The organism is Labrenzia sp. THAF187b (genome assembly GCF_009363375.1).
Taxonomy (GTDB): Bacteria; Pseudomonadota; Alphaproteobacteria; order Rhizobiales; family Stappiaceae; genus Roseibium; species Roseibium algicola.
Window position 1 is genome coordinate 4,028,294 of the sequence record NZ_CP045344.1, and the last position, 26,783, is coordinate 4,055,076.

Here is a 26,783-nt window from a genome sequence, read left to right on the forward strand (position 1 = left end):
CGGCATTTTCGTACCCGCAAGGGCCGGACTCCACCGGACGCGGGCATTACAACCTGCGGCAAGACCATGGTCTCGCTGCGTAATCATGGAGACGAACGTGGCACGTATTGCTGGCGTTAACATCCCGACGAACAAGCGCGTTGTCATCGCGCTTCAGTACATTCACGGCATCGGCGCGAAGTTCGCGCAGGAAATCATCGAAAAGAACAACATCGATGCTGCCCGCCGTGTGAACGAGCTTTCCGACGCAGAAGTTCTGTCCATCCGCGAAACCATCGACCGCGATTACCTCGTTGAAGGTGACCTGCGTCGCGAGACCGCGATGAACATCAAGCGTCTGATGGACCTTGGCTGCTACCGCGGCCTGCGTCACCGTCGCGGCCTGCCGGTTCGCGGTCAGCGGACGCACACGAACGCACGTACCCGCAAGGGTCCGGCTAAACCGATCGCTGGTAAGAAGAAGTAATTACCCTGCCTCGATTGGTGGTGGAGCTGCCGGCATTACGGCAGTGACGAGATCAAAACAAGGATAAGAGAATGGCTAAAGACACGACGCGCGTGCGTCGCCGCGAACGCAAGAACATCTCTTCTGGCGTCGCGCATGTGAACTCCACGTTCAACAACACCATGATCACGATCACCGACGCACAGGGCAACGCGATCTCCTGGTCGTCCGCCGGTGCACTCGGTTTCAAAGGTTCCCGTAAGTCCACTCCGTATGCTGCCCAGGTTGCTGCGGAAGACGCTGCGAAAAAAGCTGCCGAGCACGGCATGCGCACCCTGGAAGTGGAAGTGCGCGGTCCGGGTTCCGGTCGTGAATCTGCTCTGCGTGCCCTGCAGGCCGCCGGTTTCCTGATCACGTCCATCCGTGACGTGACGCCGATTCCGCACAACGGCTGCCGTCCGCGCAAGCGTCGCCGCGTCTAAGGCTTCCCAGCTTTAGGTACTTGTTTCTCCAAATGGCAAAGAATGGCCTGGCGCTGATCCGCCGGGCGGGATAGCCGAAGGGACGAAAACGTGACCATTCAAAAAAACTGGCAAGAACTGATCAAGCCGACCAAACTCGAGATCAAGCCGGGTGAAGACCCGCGCTTCTTGGCAACCGTCGTTGCCGAGCCGCTCGAGCGTGGCTACGGTCTGACCCTTGGCAACGCGCTGCGCCGTATCCTGCTGTCTTCTCTGCAGGGTGCCGCCGTGACTGCCGTTCAGATCGATGGCGTTCTGCATGAGTTCTCGTCGATCCCGGGTGTCCGGGAAGATGTCACCGACATCGTGCTGAATATCAAGGAAATCGCCATCCGCATGGAAGGCGAGGGACCCAAGCGCATGGTCGTGCGCAAACAGGGCCCGGGTGTTGTTACCGCCGGCGATATTCAGACTGTTGGCGACGTTGAGGTTCTCAATCCGGAACTGGTGCTCTGCACGCTGGATGAAGGCGCTGAAATCCGCATGGAATTCACCGTCAACACCGGCAAGGGCTACCATTCTTCGGACCGGAACCGTCCGGAAGATGCGCCGATTGGCCTGATCCCGGTCGACAGCCTCTACTCTCCGGTCAAGAAGGTCTCCTACAAGGTGGAAAACACCCGTGAAGGCCAGGTTCTTGACTATGACAAGCTGACCCTGACTGTCGAAACCGATGGTTCCGTCAAGCCGGAAGACGCCGTGGCATTCGCTGCACGCATTCTGCAGGATCAGCTCTCCATCTTCGTCAACTTCGAAGAGCCGCAGCGTGAAGTCGCCGAGGACAGCGTCCCGGAACTGGCTTTCAACCCTGCGCTTCTGAAGAAGGTCGACGAGCTGGAACTGTCTGTACGGTCTGCAAACTGCCTGAAGAACGACAATATCGTGTATATTGGCGATCTCATTCAGAAGACCGAAGCGGAAATGCTGCGGACCCCGAATTTCGGCCGCAAGTCGCTGAACGAAATCAAGGAAGTTCTCGCCCAGATGGGTCTCCATCTCGGCATGGAAGTTGCCAACTGGCCGCCTGAGAACATCGATGATCTCGCCAAGCGCTACGAAGACCATCAGTACTAAGGGCGTACGCGTCCTGTGAGGATCAACCGGGCAAGAGTTCAACCAGAAGAACTGACTGCCTGAAAGAAAAAGGAGAGGGCCATGCGCCACGGTAAATCCGGCCGCAAGCTCAACCGGACCTCTAGCCACCGTAAGGCTATGTTCGCGAACATGGCAGCGTCGCTGATCAAGCACGAACAGATCGTAACGACCCTGCCGAAGGCTAAAGAAATGAAGCCGATCATCGACAAGCTCATCACCCTGGGCAAGCGCGGTGACCTGCATGCACGCCGCCAGGCCATTTCGCAGATTCGCGATGCGGCAATGGTTGCCAAGCTGTTCGAAACGCTCGGTGAGCGTTACAAGGACCGCAGCGGCGGGTATTCCCGCGTGCTGAAAGCCGGCTTCCGCTATGGCGACAACGCTCCGATGGCTGTCATCGAGCTGGTCGACCGTGATCCGGAAGAACGCGGTGCTGAAGACCGTGCTCGCGTTGAAGCTGAAGAAGCAGCTGAAAACGCAGCGTAATAATTGCCTCAATGGCAATCGGGAAAGGCGGGCAGATTTGCCCGCCTTTTTTTGTTGTCTTCGTGACTGTCCGCCCAAACGTATTCGTTTCGAATAATGAGACCGCAATTATCAATGATTTAAGGAAAACTGCCTAGCTTCTAGCCATGCCTCCTGGACTAGTGGGAGAGGCTGGGGAGATTTACTGTGATAGCCAAAACGAATTCCGCTTCTAAGAAGAGGTCGCCTTCTCTTCGACTTTCTTTTGTTATTCCGGCTCTGATGATCGTGATTACAGTCGCCGCATGTGCGGCGGTGGGTGTCATCGGCTACATGACCGGTCGCGACGGATTGCAACAAGCGGCAGAAGCCGAACTTGGCATGGTCATCACAGCGCGTAACGCGCTCCTGCAGTCGCGCCTGCACGCAGCTGAATCCCAGATCGTGAACCTGGCGTCCAGCGTGTCGGATCCGTTGAGCAACCTTGGCAACGCGACCATGAACCTTGCCAAGGAAAAAGACGAAATTCTCGGCCTGTTCCAGGCGCCGCAGAGCCCTGAAGAACGTGCAGCGGTCACAGGCAAGGAACAGAAGACAATGTATGCCTGGCGCCACACCGAGGCGCACCCGGCCTTCTACAATGTCTGGAAAAACGGCGGCTTCGCAGATCTTTATCTGCTCGATAACGCCGGCCTCATTCTTTATTCGGTCACCAAGGGTGACGAATTCCTGTCCAAGCTTGGCGAAGGCAGTGTTGCCGAAGGGACCGGCCTGGAGACAGTCTACAACGCTGCCAAGGAGCTGGGTGAGGGGGAGATCGCCGCCAGTGTCTTTGCACCTTACACCCCTGCCGGCGGCAAGGGCTCTCTGTTCCTGGCATCGCCCGTCTTCATGAATTCGTTCGGTACGATCAGCCTCAGCGGTGTTGCCGTCATGCGGATCGATTCCGATTTCCTGAGTGAAGTTGTTGCGAACCGTGAAGACCTTGGTGAAACCGGTCAGGTTTACGTGATCAACCAGGACGGCCTCGCGCTCAGCGACATGCCGCTTGCAGGAGCGCCGACTGCGCTCAGCACCAGCGTTTCCAGCGGACCGGCGATTGAGGCTGCCGCCGGCACCGCTTCAGCCGGTATCGTTCAGGGGGCTGATGGCGTTGATGATCTTGTCGTTGCCCGTCCGCTAGCCTTCCAGGGGCAGAACTGGGCCATCGTTGCAGAGAAGAGCGTTGAAGAAACGCTTTCTGCCGTCATTCGCATGCGCGATCAGATGTTCCTCTGGTCGCTTGCAACAATTGCCGTTGCAGCCGTCATTGCCCTGTTCTTCTCCCAGTCGATCACCCGTCCTCTCACCACGCTTGTAGGGGCTCTCAACGCGATTGCCTCCGGTGATCTTGGTGCGGAGATCAAGGCTGCGAACCGCAAGGACGAAATCGGCGACATCGGCCGGGCCGTTCTTCAGATCCGCCAGAATGCAGCTGAAGAAAACGAGCGCCGTGCAGCCGAGGAAGCCGATGATGCAAGACGTCAGGCAGAGCAGCGCCAGGAAATGCTGGCAAGCCTTGCCGGCGACTTCGAAGCGACTGTCGGCACTGTCGTCGACAAGGTGGCTCATACCGCTGCAACCTTGCGCGAATCGGCCAACAAGATGCGCAGCATGACCGACATGGCAGGCGAAACATCTGCCAATGCGGCCACTATGTCCGAGGAAACCCTGGCCGAAGTGGAATCGATCGCGGCAGCTTCCGATCAGCTTTCCAGCTCGATCCAGGAAATCTCGACATTGATCGAACGCTCTTCCAGCGTTGCTGCCGAAGCAACCAAACGTGCGGAAACGACCAACGATACGGTGCGATCGCTTGCGGAAGCTGCCAACCGGATCGGCGAAGTCGTCACGTTGATTTCCGATATCGCCGACCAGACCAACCTTCTGGCTCTCAACGCCACCATCGAAGCCGCACGTGCCGGTGAAGCCGGCAAGGGCTTTGCGGTGGTTGCCTCCGAGGTCAAGGACCTTGCGTCCCAGACAGGCAAGGCTACCGGCGAAATCCAGCAGCAGATCGATGCCATCCGCGGGGCGACCGACGATGCGGTTGATGCCATCGGCGACATCCAGAAGACCATCGACGAGATTACAAAGTCGGTGAGCGAAGTTGCTGCAGCCGTTACCGAGCAGAGCTACGCGACGCAGGGCATTGCAGAGAACACTCAGCGGGCTGCCGGTGGAACCTCCAAGGTTACCGAGGACATCCGCAACGTTTCTTCTCTGTCGAACGATACCAACATGGCTGCACAGAACTTCTCCGAAGAAGCAGCGGACATGGCATCGAAAGCTGAAGAACTGGATCAGGAAGTGCGCAGCTTCCTTGCGCAGGTTCGTTCGGCCTGAAGTAAGCCTGCATGATGAAAAAGGGGCCGCCGGAAATCCAGCGGCCCCTTTTGTATTTGCCTCTTTTCCTCCCTATCTGCCATGTATCGCGATGGATATGAGAAGATTCGAAAAAGAGGCACCCGCCATGCGCCTGGTCCTGACCAGCTTTACGCGTTCCCTTGTCATAGCGGGCCTGGCCGGCCTGATCGGTATGTCTGCTGCGCTTTCCCAGACGGTGCAGCCGTCTCCGGCCGATCTTCGGCTTGTTCCGCAAAGCGATGCGCAGATCAAACTCTCCTTCGCGCCAATCGTGAAAAAGGTCGCGCCGGCGGTGGTCAACGTTTATGCGAGCCGCAAGGTGGTGCAGCGTCGGCAAGTGTCGCCCTTCATGGACGATCCCTTCTTTCGCCGGTTCTTCGGCCAGCCCGGCGGGAACGACAGGCCACGGCAGCGGGTTGAATCGTCCCTTGGATCCGGCGTCATCATTTCGAGTGATGGTACGGTGATCACCAACCATCATGTGATCAAGGACGCGGACGACGTTCGCGTCGCCCTGAACGACCGTCGTGAATTCGATGCCGATATCGTTCTCATGGACGAACGTACCGACCTCGCGGTGCTGAAGATCCGGGGTGATGGACCTTTCGAAAGCATCGACTTTGCGGATTCCGACAGCCTTGAAGTCGGCGACATCGTGCTTGCCATCGGTAACCCGTTCGGTGTCGGCCAGACGGTTACCCAGGGCATCGTTTCGGCCACGGCTCGCACGCAGGTCGGCGTGACGGACTTTCAGTTCTTCATCCAGACCGACGCGGCAATCAACCCGGGCAACTCCGGCGGTGCGCTTGTCGATATGACCGGCAAGCTGGTTGGCATCAACTCGGCCATCTATTCTCGCTCCGGCGGCTCCAACGGTATCGGCTTTGCCATTCCGGCGCATATGGCGCGTTTCGTTGCGAAAGCTGCCGATCATGGCGGCAAGGTGCAGCGGCCTTGGCTGGGCGCGACAGTGCAGCTGGTGAATGCCGAAATCGCTGAAGCACTGTCTCTCGACCGGCCACGCGGTGTGCTTGTGACGGCAGTCTTTGATGGGTCACCTGCCTTTGAGGCCGGGCTTCGGGTCAGCGATCTGGTAATTGCGGTTGACGGCAAGGAAGTGACCGATCCCAATTCCTTCGGCTATCGTTTCGCAACAAAGATGATTGGCGAACAGACCGATTTTGTTGTCCTGAGGGACGGTGCGGAAGAGCATGTGACCGTGTCACTGCAGCCGGCTCCCGAAACCATTCCACGGGATACACGTGAACTTGTCGAGTATTCGCCCTTCGAAGGCGCGACGGTCATGAACCTTTCGCCTGCCGTTTCCGAGGAACTGGGAATGGAAGGGATTTTCGACGGTGTCGTGATTGCCGAAGTGAAGCGCGGCAGCACCGCGGACCGTGTGGGGCTTCGCCCGGGCGACATCATCCGGGGGATCAACCGGCAAACCGTCGAGACCACCGAAATGCTGGAAGGTATCACCAAGAAGCCACCGCGTGTTTGGCAGCTCGATATCGAGCGGGACGGCAAGGTTTCACAGCTCATCCTGCGCGGTTAGGAGACAGTGTGAGCGATCTGTTCGAAGCTTCCGGACTAAGCCAGTCCGGCCCGCGGCCACTGGCGGACCGGATGCGACCGACCAAACTTGCCGATGTGGTGGGGCAGGATCACCTGCTCGGGCCGGAAGGCACGCTGTCGCGCATGCTGAAGACGCGGACGCTTGGTTCGTTGATCTTCTGGGGGCCGCCGGGTACCGGCAAGACAACCATTGCCCGGTTGCTGGCCAATGAAACGGACCTCGCGTTCGAACAGATCTCTGCGATCTTTTCCGGTGTTTCGGACCTGAAGAAGGTGTTCGAAACGGCTCGCGCCCGGCGCATGAGCGGCAGGGCAACGCTGCTCTTCGTTGACGAGATCCATCGGTTCAACCGGGCGCAGCAGGACAGCTTCCTTCCGGTGATGGAGGACGGCACGATCACGCTGGTTGGTGCGACCACGGAAAACCCGTCTTTTGAGCTTAACGCGGCCTTGCTGTCGCGCTCTCACGTCATGACGTTCCATTCCCTTTCCGCGGACGCCATCGAAAAACTGCTGGCGCGGGCAGAGGAGTTGGAAGAGCGTAAGCTGCCGCTTGACGAGGAAGCCCGACGGGTGCTGATCCGCATGGCCGATGGCGACGGCCGCTCTTCTCTGACCCTGGCCGAGGATGTCTGGCGCGCCGCAGGAGAGGACGAGGTCTTCGATGCCGAGCGCCTGCAGGAAATTGTCCAGAGGCGGGCGCCGATTTACGACAAGAGTGCCGACGGCCATTACAATCTGATTTCCGCGCTGCACAAGTCCGTGCGGGGGTCCGATCCCGATGCCGCCCTCTACTGGTTCTGCCGGATGCTGGATGGCGGGGAGGACCCGCTCTATCTTGCCCGGCGTCTTATCCGCATGGCGGTTGAGGACATCGGGCTGGCCGACCCCAATGCACTGGTGCAAGCCAATGCGGCCCGTGACGCCTACCAGATGCTCGGGTCGCCCGAAGGGGAATTGGCGCTTGCGCAGTCGGTGATCTATCTTGCAACGGCGCCGAAATCGAACGGTGCTTATGTGGCCTACAAGGCGGCGATGCGGGATGCCAAGTCCAGCGGCTCTCTGCTGCCGCCCAAGCATATCCTCAACGCGCCCACCAAGCTGATGAAGCAGGAAGGGTACGGCGACGGCTATCAATACGACCACGATGCTCCCGACGGCTTTTCCGGTCAGGACTATTTTCCAGAGCAGTTGGGCCGCAAGACCTATTACGACCCACCCCAGAGAGGGTTTGAGCGGGAACTGAGAAAACGCCTGGAGTTCTGGGACAAGCGGCGCAAGGAACGCGGCTGAGCTCGGTAGCCTGAAAGATCAGGCGGTTTCGGTTGATGTCAGACGGTCGAGGGCGCTCTTGAGTGTGGCGATCAGCTTGTCCCGGTCTTCCGGTGCCATCGTGTCGGAAATCTTGTCCAACTGGCGAGACACCAGGTCGACTTCCAGATCATCCTTGACCGGAACGGGTTCCTTCAGGCCGATTACCTCGTAGGTGGAGACCGGATAGGCAATCCCCTTGACGTTGACTTCACCATTTTCAGCGCATTTGATCTGCTCTTTCACCTGCGAATAGGTTTCGAAGGAGATCAGGATAGAGCCCGGTGTGGCAAGGCTTTCCAGGCGTGAGGCCGTGTTCACGCCTCGTCCGATGATGGTGTAGTCCAACCGGTCTTCGCTGCCGAAATTGCCCACGGTGCAATAGTCCGTATGGATCCCCATGCGGCATTTCATCGGTTTGGAGATACCGGCTTCCCGCCAGGCACCCTGGAGCGCCTTCATCCGGTCCTGCATGTCGATGGCCATGCGTACGCAGGCAAGTGCGTCCTCGGTCACACCACGTGTTTCCGGGTCACCGAAAAAGATCAGGATGGCGTCGCCGACGTATTTGTCGATGGTCGCGCCGTAGCGCAGCGCGATATTCGACATCTCCGTCAGATACTGGTTGAGGATCGCCGTGAGTTCTTCTGATTCAAGCCGGTCTGCCGTTTCGGTGAAGTCGGCTATATCGGAGAAGAAAACCGTCAGTTTCTTGCGTGTGGACGCAATCTTGACTTCCTGACGGCCTTCGAAAATGGATTGATAGACCTGAGGCGAAAGGTATTTGGCGAGCTGCCGCGAAAGTGCCTCGAGCTTGGTGGATTGATCCGCCAGCTGGTCCTCGACCGCTTCGCCATGCTCGATGGTCGCCTCGTACAGGAGGCGCAGATCTTCCAACTCGGATCGCAGATAGTCGTTCTCTTCCTGCAGGGATTGCAGCGAGGTCGTCTGGTCGGCTTGCCCGGTATCATCGGAGCTTTGGGCAGCTGTATCTACACTCTTGGCCATTTCATTCCGCGTCGAAAAGGTCTGGTCTCATTGTCTGATTTATAATGCTGAACTTTAAAGAATCACTGTCGGATCCATGAACTATCTTAGCGGAATATACAGGTCAGGCGGGGGAAAATTGTAGCACGCTTCAGAGCGCCAAGTTCCCGGCAAGCCTCGTCGTCAAACCATGTTTGCATAGAAGTGATCGGGCGGGAGCATAGTTCCGCCATGTCTTGATTGGCGAATGGAAAGGTCCGCCGCATAAAGATAGTAGCCATTCTTTCGTGTTAGGACTTCAACATGTTCCCCACGGTGACCTCATGAAGGAAATCGAACTCAGATTGGCGCTGGTGTTTTATGGCGGCGTTTCGCTTGCCATCTACATGCATGGCGTAAGCCGGGAAATCCTCAATCTTGTTCGGGCGTCGAGCGTTCGCCTCGACCGCAAATCGAACGGTTCTGCCCAGGAAGCACCCGATCAGGAGCTTCCTCCGGTTCAAAGCGCCTACAAGGATCTGCTCGATCTGTTGTCCTCCGTTGCCGACATCCGGGTGGTGGTTGACGCAATTGCCGGTGCGTCTGCAGGTGGCGTCAACGGCATCATGCTTGCGCGGGCCATCACTCACGACCTGCCACTCGACAGCCACAGCGAGATGTGGCTGGAAAATGCCGATGTCACGCGTTTGGCCCGGCCACAGGCCGGTTTGTCCCGATACCTGAAGATTTCCATTTCGCCGGTGCTGGACCAGCTGATTTCCACACGGCTGACAAAGCAGATAGAAAGCGCGGAAACGCGCGAGAAGCTGCGACTGTTCATGCAGGCGCGTTGGTTCACCCCACCGTTTTCCGGTGAACGGTTCATCGGCTGGATGCTGGATGCCTGCCAGAAGATGGAGGACGGTGCCGTGCCCGGCCGCAGTCTGATCCCGCGTGGTCAGACGCTCGACCTGTTCGTGACGATCACCGATTACAACGGCATCAAGCGACGCATTCACCTGGACGATCCGGACTATGTCGAGGAGTGGGATCATCGCCGGATCCTGAGTTTCCATGCCGCGCACAGAATGCCAGGAGATATCGAAAGCCAGTTCGATGCCGACAGCATTCCGGAAATTGTCTTTGCGGCTCGTGCGACGTCCTCGTTTCCAGGGGCGTTCCCTCCTGCAACGGTTGCGGAAATGGAGCGGGTGCTGGTCGATCACGACCTGACGTGGCACAACCGGGATGCGTTTCTTGCAAGAGGGCTGAACCTGACGTCCGAGACAGCCGGTCAGCATTGTTTTGTCGATGGCAGCGTCGTCATGAACAAGCCCTTTGCGCCGGTGATTGACGTTATTCAGGATCGGCCGGCGGTGCGCGAAGTTGCCCGGCGGCTGATCTATGTGGATCCGTCACCGGTGGTTCCGGTCGAAACGGATAGCACCGTTTCGGAGCTGCCCGGGTTCTTCCGCGTGATCCTGGCTTCGCTCGCTCATATTCCGCGCAATGAGCCCATCGGCGATGATCTGAAAGAGCTTGAACAGAACAACCGGCGCAGCCGCTGGCTGTCGCAGCTGATCGATGATGCGGGGCCGATGGTGGAAAAGGCGGTGGCGGGCATTTTGCCAAAGCGGCGCCGGGTAACACCTGACATTCTTTCGTTATGCCGGAAGCAGGCAACCGTGGCCGCATTCGAGCAGGCAGGGTTCGCCTTTCTCAATTATCAGTCCCTGAAACTTCATTCCCTGGCTGAGCGGCTGGCAGGCCTGACGGCGCGGCTCAGCGGGCTGGACAGTGCACGTGGCCAGGAAGAAGCCCTTCTGGGACTGTACTCGCGTCACACCAGCCGCCTGACAGCCGAGAGCAAGGACATCCTGGGGCGTACGGACCCGCATGTTGTTGCCTTGTTGCGTGGGCTGGATGTCGACTACCGGATACGCCGGCTTCGCTTTGCGGTGCGCAAGCTCAACGGCTTCTATCACTATCGTCCGGGCTCCGACTTACCGCCGCCCAATTTCGAGGCGCTCGATCAGATGAAGGGATTGCTCTACGAGCAGATCGATCATCTGGGTTGGCGCTGGAATGACCGCTTTTTCGGTGGCCGCAGCCGGGAACTCGCCGAAACGTTCGTTCGGGCGGCGGAAGCGGGTGGTCCGGACGCTGCCGAGCATGTCCAGCCAATGCTGAAATCCCTGACACAGATGATGGGGCTTGCCGATCTGGACAGGCTGCAGGACGAACTCTTTGCCGAGACGGCCCGAAACCTTCTCGACAAGAGCCGTCACACATCCCTGATGGGAACCTATATCGGGTTCGGTTTTTTCGATCTGATCACCTTTCCCGTATTGCAGCGCAACGACTTCTCGGAGGTGACGGAAATCCTGGTCGACCGCATCAGCCCGACCGATGCGGCAAGCCTTTATACGGAAGGTTTCGACCTCAAGGGCAAGTCCCTGAATACGTTCGGTGCCTTCTTCAATCGCAGCTGGCGGGAACATGATTATCTGTGGGGACGTCTCAACGCCGCCGACAGGCTGGTCAGCATCGTTCTGTCTGCGGCAGGTGAGGGCACTTTGCCGCAGATCCAGGTAAACCAGGCGCGCGCACGGATCTTTCTGGCGGTTCTGGAAGAAGAACGTGGCAAACTTTCTGATATTCCAGAGGAAATAGACCGGGTCGACAAGCTGGTCCGGTCGATCTATCCCGATTTCGCTCATGTGACGGAAAGCGTCTGACCGGGTAATATTCATAATTTGGCAAGTCATTCCTTGACGTGAGGTCCGCTCTTTCGCTACGCACAAAAGTGGCCAGGGAATTGCGCGTGGATATTTGAGTTGATGACTTTTATTGCCGAACATTTTGGGACCGGCCCGGAGGTGTTTCTGGGTTTCTTTCTGGTGCTTTACGCTTCCAGCTTGATCGTGCTGTTCACAACCGGCCTGACCATGACGGTGATGAACAGGCGTCACCCTGACCGCAAGATCCAGAAGCGCCAGCCGACCCACGATGCCCTGCGCGATATCAAATCTTCTATGGGGCAGCTGTCGATCACGAGCTGCTGCCTTTCCATCGGCCTTTATGCCCAGCTGCGTGGCTGGACGCTGTTCGACCCCGTCGCGTTGTCCTGGTGGTCGGTGCCGTTGTTCTTCGTCATCTCGCTAGCCCTGCACGATACCTGGTTCTACTGGGGGCACCGGATCCTGCACACCAAGATGTTCTACCGGTTCCACAAGCCGCACCACATGACGGTGACACCGACAGTCTGGTCCAACGATGCAGGCTCCAGTGTGGATACGCTGTTCGCCCATTCCTATTATGCGCTTGTGCTTTTTGTTGTGCCAATTCCGCCGCTGGTTTTCCTGGGCCACAGGTTGTTCGACCAGGTGTCGGCCGCCATCGGCCATTGCGGCTATGAGCATTTCGCAAGCCCGAGCGCACGCAAACCCTGGCCACTGCTGTGCACGCTCTACCACGACCAGCATCACCAGTATTTCGTCTACAACTACGCCAACTACTTTTCCTTCTGGGATCGGTTCTGCGGCACTATCCATCCGACCTATGACGAGCGGGTGGAAGGGTTCGAAGCGCTTTATGCCGGCACCGGCAAACAGGAAAAATCATGATGGGGCTACTCGTCGATTACCTCATCGTTCTGGCGCTCACCTACGCGGCCATGGTGGCGGTCTATTTCGCGACAGGGTTCACCATGATCGCGATAAATGCCCGTCATCCTGACCGGCGGATCCAGAAACACCGTGACGGCATGAAACGCCAGGCAGAGGAAATCCGTGCCTCCATGAAGGCGTTGGCGACATCTTCCGTCCTGCTGTCGTCCGGATTTTTCGCTCAGACCCAGGGCTGGACGCTGTTCGCTCCGCTGGAACTCAGCTGGTGGTCGTTTCCGCTGATGTTCGCCGTTTGCTTCGTCCTGTTTGATGCCTGGTTCTATTGGGGGCACCGGATTCTTCACTGGCCGTCGCTCTACAAATTCCACGTACCTCATCACCGCTCGATCGCACCGACGGTCTGGAGCAACGACAGCTCGACCACGGTCGACACCCTGATCGAGCATTTTTTCTATTTTCTGGTCTGGTTCGTGCTGCCGGTGCCGGCCTTGAGCGTTTTTGCCCTGCGGTTGTTCGACCAGATTTCAGGCATGGTCGGCCATTCGGGCTTTGAATATTTCGCGTCCAAGTCGTCGCGATTCCCTTCGCCGCTGATTTGCACGACGTTCCATGATCTGCATCATTCGCAGTTTCACTACAATTACGGTAACTTCTTCTCGTTCTGGGACCGGATCTGCGGAACGGTGCATCCGAAGTACGATGTGCTGGTGCGGTCCATGGAAGAGACCGGCGAAATTCCGGATTCGGAAGAAACGAAAGTCAAGGCAACCGGGTAAGCCCGCACAGTACTCACATGTGTCAGCCAACCGACCAAATGGATGTATGAAGAGATATGCTCGATCAGGCGCTGACGATATTGCTTGAATTCCTGCCGATTTACGCAGCGTGCTACGCTGTGAACGTGTTCCTGTATTTTGCGACCGGCTGGGTGCTGGTGAAGATACAGAACCGGCACCCGGAGCGGCGTATTCAGCAGAACCGGCGTGGCGAAAAGCGCATGTGGAAGGAAATCCGGGCCAGCGTCTATTCGTTGACCGTGACCGCGGGCTGTCTTGCCGGCGGCATCTTCCTTTCGATGAAGGGCTGGACCCTGGTCGCGCCGCTGGAGCTGACCTGGTGGTCTGCAATCCTGATGTTTGTCGTTTCCATCCTTGCCTTCGACACCTGGTTCTACTGGGGCCACCGGTTCATGCATACGAAGGCGATGTACCGTTTTCATGCGGAACATCACCGCTCGGTCGCGCCGACTGTTTGGAGCACCTATTCCGACGATCTGGTCGATGCCTTTGTCATGCAGAGTTATTATCTGTGGGCGGTCATCTTCCTGCCGATCCCGATCCCCGTGCTGATCGTTCACCGGCTGTGGGACCATTTCAATGGTACAATCGGCCATTCCGGTTTCGAATTCTGGGCGTCGCCGATGTCGCGCATGCCTTCGCCGATGGTCTGCGTGACTTTTCACGACCAGCACCATTCGCGCTTCCGCTACAATTACGCCAATTTCTTTTCGTTCTGGGACCGTGTCTGCGGCACCATCGACCCGAAGTACGATGAGCAGGTCAAGGTGTTTGAACAGATGGGCGAAAAATCGGCTGCAAAGCCGGCGGCTCCCGGCGAATAGGGCTTTCCCTGGCCCGGCAGATTCCGTGATGGTTCACCCATGCACGGATTGAACTCGGCGTATTCAGGGGCGACTGGGACCAGTTAGAAGCGGGGCGACAGTTTGAAACATCTTTTGCTGGTGATGCTGGGCGGTGGTCTGGGTGCGGGCGGACGGCATCTGGTGTCGCTTGCGACGCTCCGTTTGTTTGGGCCGGGTTTTCCTGTCGGAACTCTTACTGTCAATGTCGTCGGCTCACTGGCCATGGGGCTTTTCATCGGTTGGCTGGTTCGCCATGAGACCGGCAACCTGCAGTCATTGCGCTATTTCGTGGCGACCGGCTTCCTTGGCGGCTTCACGACGTTCTCCGCGTTTTCGCTCGACACCTCAGTGCTATGGGAGCGCGGCGACACGCATCTGGCACTCATGTATGTTCTTGCCTCTGTCGCCTTGTCCATTCTTGCCGTGTTTGCCGGACTGATGATCATGCGCCAGGTCGCAACTTAAGAATTCCTTCCCTTTCGGGCCGATTCCGCCTATACGCTGCGGAACGAATTTTCCCCCCGCCTTGATGCAGGGGCGATGGATGCGCGTCACGGCGGCAGGCCGGATGCCGAATTTGAGAAAAACATGTCCGCGATTGAACAGAAACAAGTGTCCGCCGATGAGGCGGGCATGCGCCTCGACCGTTGGTTCAAGTCCCATTACCCGGGCCTTGGATTCGGTCATCTGCAGAAACTGCTGCGTACGGGGCAGGTCCGCGTCGACGGCAAGCGTGCCGAGACGAACACCCGTATCGCCAAGGGGCAGATGATCCGTATTCCACCTCTCGGGGTGGAACTTCCGGCGGACGACAAGAAGAATGCCAAGCCGAAATCCACCAAGCTGATTGCTGACGACCGCAAGGCCATTGAGGACATGCTGCTGTTTGAAGACAGCCAGGTAATGGTGCTCAACAAGCCGGCAGGTCTTGCTGTTCAGGGCGGTTCAGGCCTCAAGCGCCACCTGGATGGCATGCTGGACGCCTATACCGACCGCAAGGGCAACAAGCCGCGTCTGGTGCACCGTCTTGACCGTGAGACCTCCGGCATCATTCTGGTTGCCCGTACGCGTCAGGCCGCGCAGGAACTGACAAAGGCCTTCCGTCACCGGAATACCCAGAAGATCTACTGGGCAATCCTGGCGGGTGTTCCGAAGCCGTTTCAGGGCCGCATTTCCACCTTCCTGGCCAGAAATGACGGCGAAGAACGCATGCAGATCGTGCGTCAGGGCGACGATGAGGCACAGCACGCCGTGTCGCTCTATTCCGTCTTCGAAAAGTCCGGCCAGAAGCTTTCCTGGGTGACGATGAAGCCGGTGACGGGCCGAACGCACCAGTTGCGCGCACATGCGGCTCATATCGGCCATCCGATCATCGGTGACGACAAGTATTTCAATATCGAGAACTGGGAGCTGCCGGGTGGTATCCAGAACCGGCTGCATCTGCTGGCGCGCCGGATCGTGATCCCGCATCCGTCGGGCCATGGCACGATCGATGTTTCGGCACCGCTGCCGCCACACATGCAGCAGACCTGGAATCTGCTCGGATTTGATGCAACGGACTATGATCCGGAAGTGGATGATCCGGACGACGCGCTCAACAAGCGCTGATAGCGGTTCTCTGCTTTGGCAGAAGTCTAGCTGCCGGCGGCGGGATAGACCTTCAGATTGAAGCTCTCGTCTTCCGCCGGTGGCTGAAAGTGGCTTGAGATCCGGTCGAACTCGGCCTCGGACACCGAGAACTCGTGCTTCCCGGCGGCATTGCGCTGGCGAAGGCGTTCCTTGCAGACCTCATCCGGCACATCGAGAAAATGAAGCTGATGCTTGCACTCGACCTTGTCGGCAATGGCACGCATCCATTGCCGGCTTTCTTTCGTGTTGGCATGAAAGTCCAGTACCACGGAAAGACCGCTTTCCAGCAGGGCTGCCACATGCGGCGTTATCGTTTTTCTCAAGAGTGACGAACAGCGGACAAAATCTGCGAGGCTGGACATCTGGTCAGCGTAGAGACCGGACAGCCAGACGTCTTCCCGCAGGAGAATGTTGCCGGGACGTTCGGCAAAGCGATCCGCCAATGTCGACTTGCCGGAAGCAACCTTGCCGCAAAACAGATGCAGAGTTGGAGCGTCGTCAGATGGTAGCATTTGATGGGAGCTCGCTGTCGGATGTTTGCAAACCTGGTGGACGTAATCAAACGCCCTGAAACAGTGCACCCAGGATCACCGACGCAAAGGTGATGCACACAACGCCCGCCACCAGTTTCCAGGCATCCGAGCGTTTCTTGAGACCAGGCCAGCCAAGCGGTTTGATCACCTGGATCGCGGCAATCATGAACAGCAGCAACAGGATGATCTTGGTCAAGAAAAGCTCCGGGCGGGCAGGGCGCTATGCTGCAACGGCAGTTGCCTGATTGAGGCCGTCAGACCAGAACGTGCTGGCGGCCCCATAACGATGAAACATCCCGCTCTCGACTGAAAACGGGATGTTTAGAAGGCATATCCAATCCGGCAGTTGCCTGCAAGGTCAGGCTCCGGTGCTCCGCTGAAGTTTTGCCATGTAGGTCGGCAGCTTTTCCATCGACGGAACGACGATCAAGGTCTTTACGTGGCCGCGTTTGAATGCGTTCAGGAACTTGTTGTAGTCCTTGAAGGCAACACAGCCATGGGACCCGATGGAGCGGCGCAGCAGACGCGTATGGGTCAGCATGCCGTCACGGCCTTTCATGGCAGCACGGTCCTGCGGCAGCATGCGAATGGCTTCCACGCCATGGAAACGGCGTTCGCGCATTCTCAAGTTGTAGATGTTGGGCGGCGTCGGACCGAGCATCTTCACGTGTGAATATTTCGGATTGTCCATCCGGTGTCCGATACCGGAATGGGCCTCAAGCTTGGTTCCGTCCGGCATGTGAACGGTTGCGGCGCTGATGTCATAGACGGCGATCTTGCTGCCTGCACCGGGAAGGCCGGGCTTGGCGCTGCCGAACAATTTGCCGAGACCGCCGAACACTCCGTTTTCATCTTCTTCCGGATTTCCTGGCGTTGCATAGGCCAGAACGGGAGACGCTTGTTCAGGCTTTTCCCTGCCTTCAGGACGGTTTTCTGCAACCACCGGCGCGCTGCGGCGTGGCGGTTCGGGTTTCATGTCCGGGGTCGGTGGCAGAATGGCGCCGGGTTTGGCCGGATTACCCGCAGCCATGGCAATGTTCACGGCCGTCTGTTCAGGCTTTGCAGCAACATTCGTCTCTGCTTCAGCCGTGGTGCCGACGCTTTGTAACGCTGCGACCTCGACATTCGGCGCAGCGTCATCGGCTGCCGGTTCATCGAGCGCGGTAACACTTGTGGTTTCTGAAGCAGCTTGATGGGCCAGAAGTGTCTGGGCGAGTTTCAGCCTTGCGAGCTTGGCGGCAAGGGCCACCTTCGCAGCCTTTTTAGCCTCGGCTTCGAGTGCCGCGGCTTCCGCCTTGAGCGCTGCTTCTGCTTTTGCAGCTATTGCTGCGGCCTGTTCGGCGGCTTTTTGGGCTGCAAGCGCGGCCTCCGCTTCGGCGGATTGCCGTTTTTTCGTTGTCAGCGCCATCGGGGCCAGACCAAGAGAAGCTACGGCAGGGGTTGTCTGCGCAAGCGTCAATGTCTTCTGCGGCTCAGTGCCGGCGGCAACAAAATGAGACGGGGCGATCGAGGTTCCAAGATAAGTGGCGGTTCCGGCCAAACCGGATATCACCAAAGTTGCCCCCGCGAGGATCGTATAAAAAGTCCGGCTGGTCTTCCGGGATTTTGCTTGCCCCTTCAGGCCGACCTTTTGTTTCTTCTGAATCATTCAGACAAAACCACTCTGTTACGCCGGTCTTGTTCGACCGCGCTCCAAATTCGTATCCTTTGGTGACAATCTTGCCCCAAACGTTCATGCCCACCCGCCTGCAGCAGTATCGTCGATCATGGTAACCAAGTTCTTTACGATAAATATGCAAGCAGCCAAGAGACCGGTAATCACTCTAAAGAGGCAATTTTCGGGCGGTTTTTCAAAATTGGCGATATCCAAAGATTGAACGTCAATTTGCCGCAGACTGTGGAAGTCTTTGCCTATTGTTGAATTTACCAATCAATGACGTAGATGTCGGCAAAACTTCCAATCCGGGGCAGTGTCAAATGTGCTCTTGACCCCCGGAGGAAAACCCGGCACATGCGGGCTACTTTCCGTTCGCTTGGCACAGGATGCCCATGTATCTGATCATCTTCGACGTCGACGGCACGCTGGTGGACAGTCAGAAAACCATTTTGCAAGGCCTGCAGGTCGGTTTCGAGGCTGCGGGCCTGCCCATGCCTGACCGGGAAACGGCGCTCTCAATCGTCGGACGGTCGCTGGACGAGGCTTTTCTGGATCTCGTTGGACCTGAACACCAGGACAAGATCCCGGTGATGTCCAACGCCTATAAACAGGCGAAGTGGTCCCGCAGGAGGGAAGGGTTGGATCTCGACCCGCTTTATCCGGGTGCTCGCGAGGCTATCATCCGGTTGAATGCGCGTGACGATGTCCTTCTTGGAATTGCCACCGGCAAAGCGATGCGTGGGGTCACGCACATGCTGGATACCCATGATCTGCATGGACGCTTCGTGACCGTCCAGACAGCTGATACCTCACCCTCCAAGCCTCATCCGGACATGGTGCTGCGGGCAATGGCGGAGACCGGAGCGGACAGGACACGAACCATCATGATCGGTGATACCGGTTTTGACATGGCGATGGCCAAGGCCGCCGGCACACATGCCCTGGGTGTTGCCTGGGGTTATCATGATCATGACCGGCTGAGTGCTGATGGTGCAGACAAGATCATCCAGACCTATGCCGAGCTGGATTTGACACTTGGTGAACTTCTGGATTTCGACAAGGAAACAATGTGATGCGCGACTTTCTTGAAACCTTGCAGGAAGATGCGGCCAAGGATCCGGAGCAGCGGGCGCGCGAACTCTCCAGGCGCGAATTGCCTAAGCGTTTCTACAAGGAAGCAACCCATGTTGCCGTGGACGGCGGTTTCGCGATTCATCTGGACGGAAGGCCCGTCAAGACACCGGGCAAGGCGGCCTTGTTGCTGCCGAGTGAGGCGCTTGCTGCAGCGGTTGCCGCCGAATGGCAGGCTCAGCAGAAGGAAATCAATCCGGCCACCATGCCGCTGACCCGGATTTCCAATTCAGCGCTTGATGCAGTCAGCATCCGGTTTGGCGAAGTGGCTGACGATATCACCCGGTTTGCCGGCAATGATGCGCTGTGCTACCGCGCGGACGATCCGCAAAGCCTGATCGACACCCAAAGGCGCATGTGGGATCCGGTCGTGGACTGGGCAGGCGGGTTGCTCGGCGGCCGTTTCGTGCTGATCGAAGGCGTCATTCACGCTGCCCAGCCGGAACCGCTGCTTGTCGCCTATCGGGCCCGACTTTCCGACCTGACCCCGATGCGCCTCGCAGCGCTCCATACGATCACCAGCCTGACAGGCTCAGCGCTCCTGGGGCTTGGTCTGCTGGAAAACTACCTCGACGCCGATGCCGCCTGGACGGCCGCTCATGTGGAAGAGGACTTCAACATCGAGCGCTGGGGCGAAGACGCGGAAGCTGCTCTCGTCCGAGCCTACAAGCGCAAGGAATTCGACGCGGCGGTTCTGATCCTGCGAGAAGCGTAACAATTTCCCTGCGATGTGGTGTGGAGCGTATTGGCTTCACCCCAAGTAGAACGTCGTTGCCATCAGAAAGAAAATGAGCACGCCGAGAACGTCGTTGGACGAGGTGATGAAGACACCGATGGCCATGGCCGGGTCGATGCCGATCTTGTCCAGAATGATTGGTATGGTGGCGCCGACCATGGTTGCAAGCGTGGTGACGCACAGCAGTGACAGCGATGTGGCCAGGGCAAGGTGCAGCGGGTCTTCCAGCGGCACGATCAGTGAAGCCACGAGTACGAGACAGCCTAGGATCGTGCCGGCGATAGCGCCGTTGAAGAGCGCCGCCACCATTTCCTTCAGCAGGCGGTAGAAGATGTCGCCGGACCACAAGGCTCCGGTCGCAATGCCTTGCACCGCCACAGCGGAGGCCTGCAGGCCCGCGTTTCCGGCCATGGACATGGTGACGGGAATGAAAGCGGCCAGGATGGCGGCTTCCGCCAACTGGTCTTCATAGGAACCGACCACCGTTGCAGCAACGCTGGCCCCCACCAGACCGGCCAGCAGCCAGGGCAGGCGGCCGCGTACTATGCGCAGCACCGTGTCATCCGACCGGGCTTCTGAGGAAACGCCGCTCATCAGCAGCATGTCCTCGTTGGCTTCGTCCGAGGCGATGCGTGTCAACTGCTTGGGCGTAATCCGGCCGATCAGGTGGCCTTCTCCGCTGACGACCGGCACGGTGCGCATGTCGCGTTTTCGGGCGAGCCGCAGCACTTCTTCCTGGTCGGTATCCGTGGACACGGCAATCACGTCGCGGTTCATGAAGCTGGACAAGGGTGCGTCCGCCGGAGCGAGCAGAAGCTTGCCGACTTCCACTGTTCCGGTCAGCTTGCCGTCGGCATCGGTCACATAAACGGTAAAGACCTTGCGAATGCGGCTGGCTTCCGCGCGCATCTGCGCGACGGCTTCGCCGGCGGTGCAGGTTTCGGGAAGGGCAACGAACTTGCGGGCCATCACGCGGCCCGCGGTGTCGTCGGCATAGGAACCGCGCGTTGCGATGTCTTCCACATCCGGCAAGCGCGCGATCAGTTCGTCCGCGACATCGTCCGGAAACTCGTTGAGAATTTCGATGGCATCTTCCGGATCGAGACCGGCGAGAATATCCCGAAACTGCTCAAGGGTGGATTCTTCCATCAGAATCGAACGGAATTCCGGTCGAAGCTCGGCAATGACCTTGATCGACGGGTTGGCCGGCAACCACTGGAACAATTTGCGGGCATGTTTCAGGCGCAGCCGCGTCAACAATTGCATGACGTCGACGGGGTCCCAGCGCTTGAGCAGTTCGACCAGCTGCGTGCGCTGGCCCAACTTGATCATCTCGCGCACGGCCCGGAGCGCAGCATCATTGATTTCCAGCGGTTCGTTAGCCGGCTCCCTGGTCCATGCGGTTGGGTCAAGCTCGGCGACGTCGCTGGAATTGCTCATGGATACTCACTTTCCGGAAGGGTCCGGTCCGCTTCTACTGATCGATTGTGACGTCCGCCTGACAGTTTCCTGCCGGATCAGACTTCAAATTCCTCAATATCGGCAAAGGCCTGCCGCAACTTGTCTGACCAGCCCCGGGACAGTTTCTGGAAATACGGGTCGTCCTGCTGAATGCGCACCTGGCGGTTGGTGGAAAAGCTGTCGGTGTTGTAGAGCAACATGTCGATGGGCATGCCGACGGACAGGTTCGACCTCAGCGTGCTGTCAAAGGACAGCAGCACCAGCTTGGCCGCTTCACCGAGGCGCATGTCCGCACGCGTGACCCGGTCCAGGATCGGCTTGCCGTATTTGTGCTCTCCGATCTGCAGATAGGGCGTGTCTTCACAGACCTCGATGAAGTTGCCGGCCGCATAGATCTGGAACATGCGCGGTTCCTCACCCTTGATCTGGCCGCCCAGAATGAAGGTGACGAAGAAGTTTTCCGCACTTGTTGCAAGGGCTTCGCCGTCGATCGCCTTGACCTCACGAACCGCACTGCCGACGAGGCGGGCAACCTGGAACATGGTCTTTGCGGTCATCAGGGTCGCCCGGTCGCTTTCGGCAGACGTGATGTGCTCACTCAAAAGCGAGACGACAGCCTGGGTGACCGCAAGGTTGCCGGCCGAGAGCAGGGTGATCACCCGCTCGCCTGGCTCTTCCCATACGTGGAGTTTCTTGAACGTGGCAATGTTGTCGACACCGGCGTTGGTGCGTGTGTCCGCGGCGAACACCAGCCCGCGATCCAGTTTCAAGCCAACGCAATAGGTCATTCCCAAGCCCTCAGACTGCGCCAAGACCCGATGCTGGAGCCCCTAAAGGGCAAGCATCCATCAGGCAGGGCGCAGGTTGCCCTTTAACATCTTTTGCTGGAGTGAGCCTGTTCGGGCGGTTTGAAAGACACTTACTGCTGTTGCTGGAATGCGGCCTGGGCCACATCGACCTCAACATGCAGGTTTTCCTCAAGCCCGCCAAAACGGATCCCCCTGATAGGGGCAGCTGAACGGGAATCCAGGCCCACCGTCAAGCGGATATAGCGATCGGTCGGACACATTGCGTTGGATATGTCGAATCCGGTCCAGCCAAGACCGTTTATCATCACTTCGGCCCAGGCATGATGGGCTTCCGAAGCCTGTTCGTCTTCCAGCAGCAGATAGCCGGAAACGTACCTTGCCGGAACGCCGATGGAACGTGCGGCGGCGATGAAAATATGCGCGTGATCCTGGCAGACGCCTTCTCCGGCGGCCAGTACGGCAGTGGCCGGAGCATGCGTTTCGGTGACGCCCACCTTGTAGTCGACCTTGTCGCGGATGGCATGCATCAGAGCATGGAACCCGGCAATCTTGTCATGCCCTTCCGCGTTGGCCGCCAATTTGCGGATCGCCTGGTTGGATTGCGTAAGCGGAGTGACTCTTGTGTAAATCCGCGGTGGGATGCCGGCATCCGGTTCGTGGCCGAGAATTCCGTTGGTATCCGTCGTCTCGACAATACCGCTGGCGGTGATCTCGACGTCCTCGATCGGCTCGCTACGCGAAACCATGTGAACCTGGTTGCCGAAAGCGTCCTTGTAGGTCGTCGCCCGTTCAATGCCGGGTGCTTCGATGGACCATTCGACAACTCTCTGGCTCGGGCCATCCTCGGGCGTCAGGCGCAACTGCTGCATGGCGTTGGCGAGTGGCGTCTCGTAACGGTATCGGGTCGTATGTCTGACAGTCAGTCGCATGCTGCACCGGTTCTGCGGGGTTCCAGGGTCAGGCGAAATTGTAGTCTTCGCAAAGCTGATGGGCGAAAAGATTGTTTTTGTTGATGAAATCCGAGAGGAAGTCATGCAGTCCCTGCTGATAGATTTCGTGCATCTGCTTTTCAGCCAGGTCTTTTGCCATGTCCGCTGCCATGTCCAGGCTTGGTTCACGCGAACCATAGAACTGGGCCAGGTCTTCCGCGGTATCGGCCATCCAGTCGTAGCAATGGGCAAGGGACCGGGGCATTTCCGTTCTGAGGATCAGAAACTCGGCAATGTTGAACGCTTTCAGTCGGGCATTCGGATACGCAAACCGGTAGCTTCTCCGCCCGGACAGGGCTCGCAGGATCGCGGACCACTGATAGTGCTCCAAAGAGCCGTCACCGATGATGTCGCTGTCCGGCAGCAGGGTCCAGTAGTAGGTGTCGAGGATGCGGGCCGTGTTGTCCGACCGTTCCACGAAATTCCCCATCTGGCTGAAGAAATAACCGTCGTCGCGCAGGATCGTGTTCAGCAGCGCGCCGCGGAACAGGTGCGCCCGCTGATTAACCCAGGCGAGAAAGTCCGGCAGTTTTTCCTGGGTGATGGATTGCGGGTTCACATCGGTGAACTCGATCCATGTGGTGTTGATGGCTTCCCAGAGTTCAGCCGTGATGCCGGTGCGAACGGCGCGAGCGTTGTTCCTGGCAAGTTCCAGGCAGCTGCGGACGCTTGAGGTGTTTTCCTTGGAAAAGATCATGTGGGCCGCCACGTTGCGGCCGTTCAGTTCCTCGTATTTCTGCTTGTATCCGGTCTCGCACCCCGCGCAGGCGAGGGCGAAGGTCCAGTGGGTTCCGTCCTCCTGACCCGAATGGGAGATGATGGCGCCACGACAGGCGACCTCAAGGAGACGGGAAACATTCTGGGCACGCTCGTGGTAGCGCGACATCCAAAACAGCGAAGAGGCGGTTCTTCCGAGCATCTGGTTCTCTCAGTCCTCAAGTACCCAGGTGTCTTTTGTGCCGCCACCCTGGCTGGAGTTGACGACGAGCGAGCCTTTCTTGAGGGCAACCCGTGTCAGGCCACCTGGCGTGATGCGGACCTGATCGCCGATCAGCACGTAGGGGCGCAGATCGACGTGGCGCGGGGCGACACCCGAAGCGACGTGTGTCGGGCAGGCCGACAGCGCCAGGGTCGGCTGGGCAATATAGTTGGAAGGGTTGGTTTCCAGGACTTTCCGGAATTCCGCGATTTCCCGCTTCGATGCGGTCGGACCGATCAGCATGCCGTAGCCGCCCGAACCGTGGACTTCCTTGACGACAATGTCCTCAAGATTGTCCAGAACATAGGCGAGGTCATCCGGCCGTGAGCAGTTCCACGTCGGAACGTTGTTCAGGATCGGTTTCTGGCCCGTGTAGAACTCGATGATGTCCGGGACATAGGCATAGATCGCCTTGTCGTCGGCAATACCCGTTCCCGGCGCATTGCAGATGGTGACGTTGCCGGCGCGATAGGCATCGAAGAGGCCCGGCACACCGAGCATGCTGCCCGGATTGAAGGTCAGCGGATCGAGGAAGGCATCGTCGATACGCCGGTAGATGACGTCGACCTGCTTCGGTTCGCGCGTTGTGCGCATGTAGACATGTCCGGCATCAACGAACAGATCCCGGCCTTCCACCAGTTCCACGCCCATGGAATCAGCCAGGAAAGCATGTTCGAAATAGGCGGAGTTATAGATGCCCGGGGTCAGGACAACGATCGTTTGCGAAGACTTCGAGGGATCCGGTGCGACGCTTTCCAGCGTCTGCAGGAGGTTCTCGGGATATTGCTCCACTGCGGCGACCCGGTGACTCTGAAAGAGCTCGGGGAAGAGACGCATCATCGTCTCCCGGTTCTCCATCATGTAAGAGACACCTGAAGGCGTGCGCGTGTTGTCTTCCAGCACGTAGAATTCGTTTTCCGACACGCGGACCAGATCGGTTCCGATGATGTGGGCATAGACCTTGCGGGCAGGGGTGAACCCGGCCATTTCAGGCAGGAATGCCTCGTTCTGCAGCACGAGCTCCGCCGGGATCCTGCCTGCGCGCAAAATTTCCTGGCGATGGTAGATGTCGTGCAGGAAGGCGTTCAGAGCCCGCACACGCTGGTCGATGCCTGCAGACAGGCGCCGCCACTCCGGAGCCGAGATGATGCGCGGGATGGGATCAAACGGGATCAGCCGTTCGGTAGCTTCTTCCGCTCCATAAACCGCGAAGGTGATGCCAAGTCTGCGGAAAATGGTTTCAGCGTCGCGGCCCTTCTTGGTCAGAAAGTTGGCTGGTTTGTCTTCCAGCCATTTGGCGAGCCGGGCGTATGGCTGGCGCGGCTTGTTGGCCTCGTCGAGCATTTCATTGAAGAAAGTGCGTTCGTCCGCCATTGCCTCCCCTTTGCCGATGCTTCGTTCTTGGGCAATCATGGCAAAATTCTGAAAGGTGTCAAAGTTCAATGTCGCGGCGACAGTGCCTGCAAATTAGGCAACGAGCTGAAATTCATCGAAAAATCCTGAGGTTCCCTCAGGTTGAATATATTTTTTTCGACCACTGAAAAAGGATTTGAAGGCGGTGTTTTTCACCGCTTGCGCATGCGAACTTCGCCAAAATGATGGGCTCAAATGAACGTTACGGCATCCTTGCTGCGGGACGGGGCCGGGAAAGACGAGTGGCCGGATCGGTGGGCGTCTGCTACCCGCCAAAACCTGCCAGACCGGAGTGGTAACATCTGCTTGTTCAGTCAGACAGAAGTTGTGTTCAATCCAATATGCACAGTCGATGGGCAGTTCGGGCAGCATGATCGAAAACCGATTTGCTGCCCGGTGCGTGTGCGGACAGGTGGCCGGGGACAGGGTGCTAACGCATCAGTGTCCTGCCGACCGAGATCACCGAAACGTCGCCGTATTTGCGTCCTGTCCAAACGTGCAGGCCCGCACCGACACCTAGCATCGGAATTGTGTAGAGACCTTTCTTGACGAACCCCTTGTTCTTGGTCAGTTCAATCGCGGCATGGCTCAGTTCCTCGTATTTCTCCATCGTAGTGACGATCTTGCCGATGCCCTTGATGCCCTTGAGGACGTCCCCCAGCTTTCCGGCAATCGCCAGATCGAGGTCCCAATCAGACCATTCGCCCTTCTTGTTGAACTCGCTGGGCGTCTTGACACCATGTGCCACGATGACGATGCCGCCGACGCTGCCTCCCAGGCCGCCGCCGATTTTCCAGCCGTCCGCCATAAGGTCAACGTAGTCGACATAGCCGTTGTCATCGGCGCTGGCCCGGTAAAGGCGTCCATTCCAGTTGTACCGCCCGACAGCAACAAGGTCGCCTGAATGGCTTTCACCGATGCCGACCCACAAGGTGGAAGCCGCCTTTGGTTTGGGCTTCATCTTCTTGGGCGTTTTGATGACCTTCGGATTGGGCGGGGTCGGCAGGGAATGCACGTAAATCATCACGGCACGGAACTGTCCGTCTTCAACGCCGTCTTCCTGACCCATTTCTTCAGCCAGGGTTTCGCCAAGTCCGTCGACCAGATCGAACGGAAAACAGGACAGTAGGCATTCTTCGAGGAACGTCTTCACGGCATTTGCCCGCTTCATCGACAGGGCCTTGTTGAAGGCTGCCTTGCCGCTGCGGCTGGAAAGTCCGACGATACTGATGCTGCCGTTGCCCTTCAGCAGCGGTACGACGTTTCTGCGAAGCCAGTTCTTGTGATCTTCCTTGAGGTTCGCCTGGCTGACGTCGAAATATTGCAAACGCGCGAGCGTGATGACACCGTCACGGTGATCAACAACATAATTTCCTGACATTAATGTA

General features: G+C 58.2%; 25 protein-coding genes and 1 pseudogene. 15 read left to right on the forward strand and 11 right to left on the reverse strand.

Going from position 1 to position 26,783, the window contains the following annotated elements:
- Positions 1–97 precede the first annotated feature (97 nt).
- The 7 genes from rpsM (at position 98) to FIV03_RS18620 (ending at position 7,803) form a co-directional block, all read left to right on the forward strand.
- Positions 98–466 (forward strand): 30S ribosomal protein S13, encoded by a 369-nt coding sequence (gene rpsM / locus FIV03_RS18590; RefSeq protein WP_031268319.1) that lies wholly within the window; start codon positions 98–100, stop codon positions 464–466.
- A 71-nt stretch (positions 467–537) separates the two neighbouring features.
- The gene (gene rpsK / locus FIV03_RS18595) at positions 538–927 is read left to right on the forward strand and encodes a 30S ribosomal protein S11 (protein WP_006936427.1); all 390 of its coding nucleotides are present in this window, start codon (positions 538–540) and stop codon (positions 925–927) included.
- Between the two features lie 90 nt (positions 928–1,017).
- Positions 1,018–2,040 carry a DNA-directed RNA polymerase subunit alpha gene (locus FIV03_RS18600; RefSeq protein ID WP_006936426.1) on the forward strand — a complete coding sequence of 341 codons (1,023 nt, stop codon included), beginning with the start codon at positions 1,018–1,020 and terminating at the stop codon, positions 2,038–2,040.
- 81 nt (positions 2,041–2,121) lie between these two features.
- Positions 2,122–2,547 carry a 50S ribosomal protein L17 gene (gene rplQ / locus FIV03_RS18605; protein ID WP_152510564.1) on the forward strand — a complete coding sequence of 142 codons (426 nt, stop codon included), beginning with the start codon at positions 2,122–2,124 and terminating at the stop codon, positions 2,545–2,547.
- 261 nt (positions 2,548–2,808) lie between these two features.
- Entirely contained in the window at positions 2,809–4,911 is a 2,103-nt protein-coding gene (locus tag FIV03_RS18610; RefSeq protein ID WP_152510565.1) for a methyl-accepting chemotaxis protein, read from the forward strand.
- A gap of 127 nt (positions 4,912–5,038) precedes the next feature.
- Complete coding sequence (locus FIV03_RS18615) at positions 5,039–6,490, forward strand: DegQ family serine endoprotease (RefSeq protein ID WP_152510566.1); 1,452 nt, start codon at positions 5,039–5,041, stop codon at positions 6,488–6,490.
- Positions 6,491–6,561: 71 nt separating this feature from the next.
- Positions 6,562–7,803 (forward strand): replication-associated recombination protein A, encoded by a 1,242-nt coding sequence (locus FIV03_RS18620; protein ID WP_208997915.1) that lies wholly within the window; start codon positions 6,562–6,564, stop codon positions 7,801–7,803.
- An 18-nt stretch (positions 7,804–7,821) separates the two neighbouring features.
- Here the strand turns inward: FIV03_RS18620 and FIV03_RS18625 are convergent.
- Positions 7,822–8,655, reverse strand: a pseudogene (locus FIV03_RS18625) (adenylate/guanylate cyclase domain-containing protein); the annotation flags it as partial.
- Positions 8,656–9,131: 476 nt separating this feature from the next.
- Here FIV03_RS18625 and FIV03_RS18630 point away from each other — a divergent pair.
- The 6 genes from FIV03_RS18630 (at position 9,132) to FIV03_RS18655 (ending at position 15,666) form a co-directional block, all read left to right on the forward strand.
- Positions 9,132–11,525, forward strand: a complete 2,394-nt coding sequence (locus FIV03_RS18630; RefSeq protein WP_152510568.1) for a patatin-like protein — start codon at positions 9,132–9,134, stop codon at positions 11,523–11,525.
- A gap of 102 nt (positions 11,526–11,627) precedes the next feature.
- Positions 11,628–12,413, forward strand: a complete 786-nt coding sequence (locus FIV03_RS18635; protein WP_055654709.1) for a sterol desaturase family protein — start codon at positions 11,628–11,630, stop codon at positions 12,411–12,413.
- Positions 12,410–13,192: a sterol desaturase family protein gene (locus FIV03_RS18640; protein WP_209009645.1), complete on the forward strand. Its 783-nt coding sequence runs from the start codon at positions 12,410–12,412 to the stop codon at positions 13,190–13,192. The genes FIV03_RS18635 and FIV03_RS18640 overlap by 4 nt, the downstream gene beginning before the upstream one ends.
- 56 nt (positions 13,193–13,248) lie before the next feature.
- On the forward strand, positions 13,249–14,037 hold the full coding sequence (locus FIV03_RS18645; RefSeq protein ID WP_062488547.1) for a sterol desaturase family protein: 789 nt from the start codon (positions 13,249–13,251) through the stop codon (positions 14,035–14,037).
- Between the two features lie 102 nt (positions 14,038–14,139).
- Positions 14,140–14,523, forward strand: coding sequence for a fluoride efflux transporter CrcB (gene crcB, locus FIV03_RS18650; protein ID WP_055654707.1), 384 nt, complete (start codon positions 14,140–14,142; stop codon positions 14,521–14,523).
- A 123-nt stretch (positions 14,524–14,646) separates the two neighbouring features.
- Positions 14,647–15,666, forward strand: coding sequence for an RluA family pseudouridine synthase (locus tag FIV03_RS18655; RefSeq protein WP_035909367.1), 1,020 nt, complete (start codon positions 14,647–14,649; stop codon positions 15,664–15,666).
- A gap of 26 nt (positions 15,667–15,692) precedes the next feature.
- Here FIV03_RS18655 and FIV03_RS18660 read toward each other — a convergent pair whose 3' ends face one another.
- The 3 genes from FIV03_RS18660 to FIV03_RS18665 all read right to left on the reverse strand — a co-directional run bounded on the left by FIV03_RS18660 (position 15,693) and on the right by FIV03_RS18665 (position 17,868).
- Entirely contained in the window at positions 15,693–16,199 is a 507-nt protein-coding gene (locus FIV03_RS18660) for an ATP-binding protein (RefSeq protein ID WP_152510569.1), read from the reverse strand.
- Positions 16,200–16,245: 46 nt separating this feature from the next.
- Positions 16,246–16,416, reverse strand: coding sequence for a hypothetical protein (locus FIV03_RS31620; RefSeq protein WP_167579595.1), 171 nt, complete (start codon positions 16,414–16,416; stop codon positions 16,246–16,248).
- Positions 16,417–16,578: 162 nt separating this feature from the next.
- Positions 16,579–17,868, reverse strand: coding sequence for a DUF2778 domain-containing protein (locus tag FIV03_RS18665; RefSeq protein WP_152510570.1), 1,290 nt, complete (start codon positions 17,866–17,868; stop codon positions 16,579–16,581).
- 401 nt (positions 17,869–18,269) lie between these two features.
- On the opposite strand from FIV03_RS18665, the gene FIV03_RS18670 reads away from it, so the two are divergent.
- Positions 18,270–18,950: an HAD-IA family hydrolase gene (locus FIV03_RS18670; protein ID WP_152510571.1), complete on the forward strand. Its 681-nt coding sequence runs from the start codon at positions 18,270–18,272 to the stop codon at positions 18,948–18,950.
- Positions 18,950–19,723, forward strand: a complete 774-nt coding sequence (locus FIV03_RS18675; RefSeq protein ID WP_152510572.1) for an ATP12 family protein — start codon at positions 18,950–18,952, stop codon at positions 19,721–19,723. The genes FIV03_RS18670 and FIV03_RS18675 overlap by 1 nt, the downstream gene beginning before the upstream one ends.
- Positions 19,724–19,759: 36 nt before the next feature.
- Here the strand turns inward: FIV03_RS18675 and mgtE are convergent, their stop codons facing one another.
- From mgtE to FIV03_RS18710, 7 genes are all read right to left on the reverse strand, one after another.
- Entirely contained in the window at positions 19,760–21,184 is a 1,425-nt protein-coding gene (gene mgtE, locus FIV03_RS18680) for a magnesium transporter (protein ID WP_152510573.1), read from the reverse strand.
- Positions 21,185–21,261: 77 nt separating this feature from the next.
- On the reverse strand, positions 21,262–21,993 hold the full coding sequence (locus FIV03_RS18685; RefSeq protein ID WP_152510574.1) for a proteasome-type protease: 732 nt from the start codon (positions 21,991–21,993) through the stop codon (positions 21,262–21,264).
- Between the two features lie 131 nt (positions 21,994–22,124).
- Entirely contained in the window at positions 22,125–22,943 is an 819-nt protein-coding gene (locus FIV03_RS18690; RefSeq protein WP_152510575.1) for a transglutaminase family protein, read from the reverse strand.
- A 28-nt stretch (positions 22,944–22,971) separates the two neighbouring features.
- Positions 22,972–23,922 carry an alpha-E domain-containing protein gene (locus FIV03_RS18695; protein ID WP_152510576.1) on the reverse strand — a complete coding sequence of 317 codons (951 nt, stop codon included), beginning with the start codon at positions 23,920–23,922 and terminating at the stop codon, positions 22,972–22,974.
- Positions 23,923–23,931: 9 nt separating this feature from the next.
- Positions 23,932–25,356, reverse strand: a complete 1,425-nt coding sequence (locus FIV03_RS18700) for a circularly permuted type 2 ATP-grasp protein (protein WP_031268326.1) — start codon at positions 25,354–25,356, stop codon at positions 23,932–23,934.
- A gap of 93 nt (positions 25,357–25,449) precedes the next feature.
- On the reverse strand, positions 25,450–25,767 hold the full coding sequence (locus FIV03_RS18705; protein WP_152510577.1) for a hypothetical protein: 318 nt from the start codon (positions 25,765–25,767) through the stop codon (positions 25,450–25,452).
- A 58-nt stretch (positions 25,768–25,825) separates the two neighbouring features.
- Positions 25,826–26,776: an OmpA family protein gene (locus FIV03_RS18710; RefSeq protein WP_152510578.1), complete on the reverse strand. Its 951-nt coding sequence runs from the start codon at positions 26,774–26,776 to the stop codon at positions 25,826–25,828.
- Between the last annotated feature and the right edge of the window lie 7 nt (positions 26,777–26,783).

What these genes read in the sequence shown, in the direction of transcription:
- rpsK (WP_006936427.1), top strand. Translation starts at nt 538, where the DNA reads ATGGCTAAAGACACGACGCGCGTGCGTCGCCGCGAACGCAAGAACATC.
- rplQ (WP_152510564.1), top strand. Translation starts at nt 2,122, where the DNA reads ATGCGCCACGGTAAATCCGGCCGCAAGCTCAACCGGACCTCTAGCCAC.
- FIV03_RS18610 (WP_152510565.1), top strand. Translation starts at nt 2,809, where the DNA reads ATGATCGTGATTACAGTCGCCGCATGTGCGGCGGTGGGTGTCATCGGC.
- FIV03_RS18615 (WP_152510566.1), top strand. Translation starts at nt 5,039, where the DNA reads ATGCGCCTGGTCCTGACCAGCTTTACGCGTTCCCTTGTCATAGCGGGC.
- FIV03_RS18620 (WP_208997915.1), top strand. Translation starts at nt 6,562, where the DNA reads ATGCGACCGACCAAACTTGCCGATGTGGTGGGGCAGGATCACCTGCTC.
- FIV03_RS18630 (WP_152510568.1), top strand. Translation starts at nt 9,132, where the DNA reads ATGAAGGAAATCGAACTCAGATTGGCGCTGGTGTTTTATGGCGGCGTT.
- FIV03_RS18635 (WP_055654709.1), top strand. Translation starts at nt 11,628, where the DNA reads ATGACTTTTATTGCCGAACATTTTGGGACCGGCCCGGAGGTGTTTCTG.
- FIV03_RS18640 (WP_209009645.1), top strand. Translation starts at nt 12,410, where the DNA reads ATGATGGGGCTACTCGTCGATTACCTCATCGTTCTGGCGCTCACCTAC.
- FIV03_RS18645 (WP_062488547.1), top strand. Translation starts at nt 13,249, where the DNA reads ATGCTCGATCAGGCGCTGACGATATTGCTTGAATTCCTGCCGATTTAC.
- FIV03_RS18655 (WP_035909367.1), top strand. Translation starts at nt 14,647, where the DNA reads ATGTCCGCGATTGAACAGAAACAAGTGTCCGCCGATGAGGCGGGCATG.
- FIV03_RS18660 (WP_152510569.1), bottom strand. Translation starts at nt 16,199, where the DNA reads ATGCTACCATCTGACGACGCTCCAACTCTGCATCTGTTTTGCGGCAAG.
- FIV03_RS18665 (WP_152510570.1), bottom strand. Translation starts at nt 17,868, where the DNA reads ATGATTCAGAAGAAACAAAAGGTCGGCCTGAAGGGGCAAGCAAAATCC.
- FIV03_RS18670 (WP_152510571.1), top strand. Translation starts at nt 18,270, where the DNA reads ATGTATCTGATCATCTTCGACGTCGACGGCACGCTGGTGGACAGTCAG.
- FIV03_RS18675 (WP_152510572.1), top strand. Translation starts at nt 18,950, where the DNA reads ATGCGCGACTTTCTTGAAACCTTGCAGGAAGATGCGGCCAAGGATCCG.
- mgtE (WP_152510573.1), bottom strand. Translation starts at nt 21,184, where the DNA reads ATGAGCAATTCCAGCGACGTCGCCGAGCTTGACCCAACCGCATGGACC.
- FIV03_RS18685 (WP_152510574.1), bottom strand. Translation starts at nt 21,993, where the DNA reads ATGACCTATTGCGTTGGCTTGAAACTGGATCGCGGGCTGGTGTTCGCC.
- FIV03_RS18690 (WP_152510575.1), bottom strand. Translation starts at nt 22,943, where the DNA reads ATGCGACTGACTGTCAGACATACGACCCGATACCGTTACGAGACGCCA.
- FIV03_RS18695 (WP_152510576.1), bottom strand. Translation starts at nt 23,922, where the DNA reads ATGCTCGGAAGAACCGCCTCTTCGCTGTTTTGGATGTCGCGCTACCAC.
- FIV03_RS18700 (WP_031268326.1), bottom strand. Translation starts at nt 25,356, where the DNA reads ATGGCGGACGAACGCACTTTCTTCAATGAAATGCTCGACGAGGCCAAC.
- FIV03_RS18705 (WP_152510577.1), bottom strand. Translation starts at nt 25,767, where the DNA reads ATGCTGCCCGAACTGCCCATCGACTGTGCATATTGGATTGAACACAAC.
- FIV03_RS18710 (WP_152510578.1), bottom strand. Translation starts at nt 26,776, where the DNA reads ATGTCAGGAAATTATGTTGTTGATCACCGTGACGGTGTCATCACGCTC.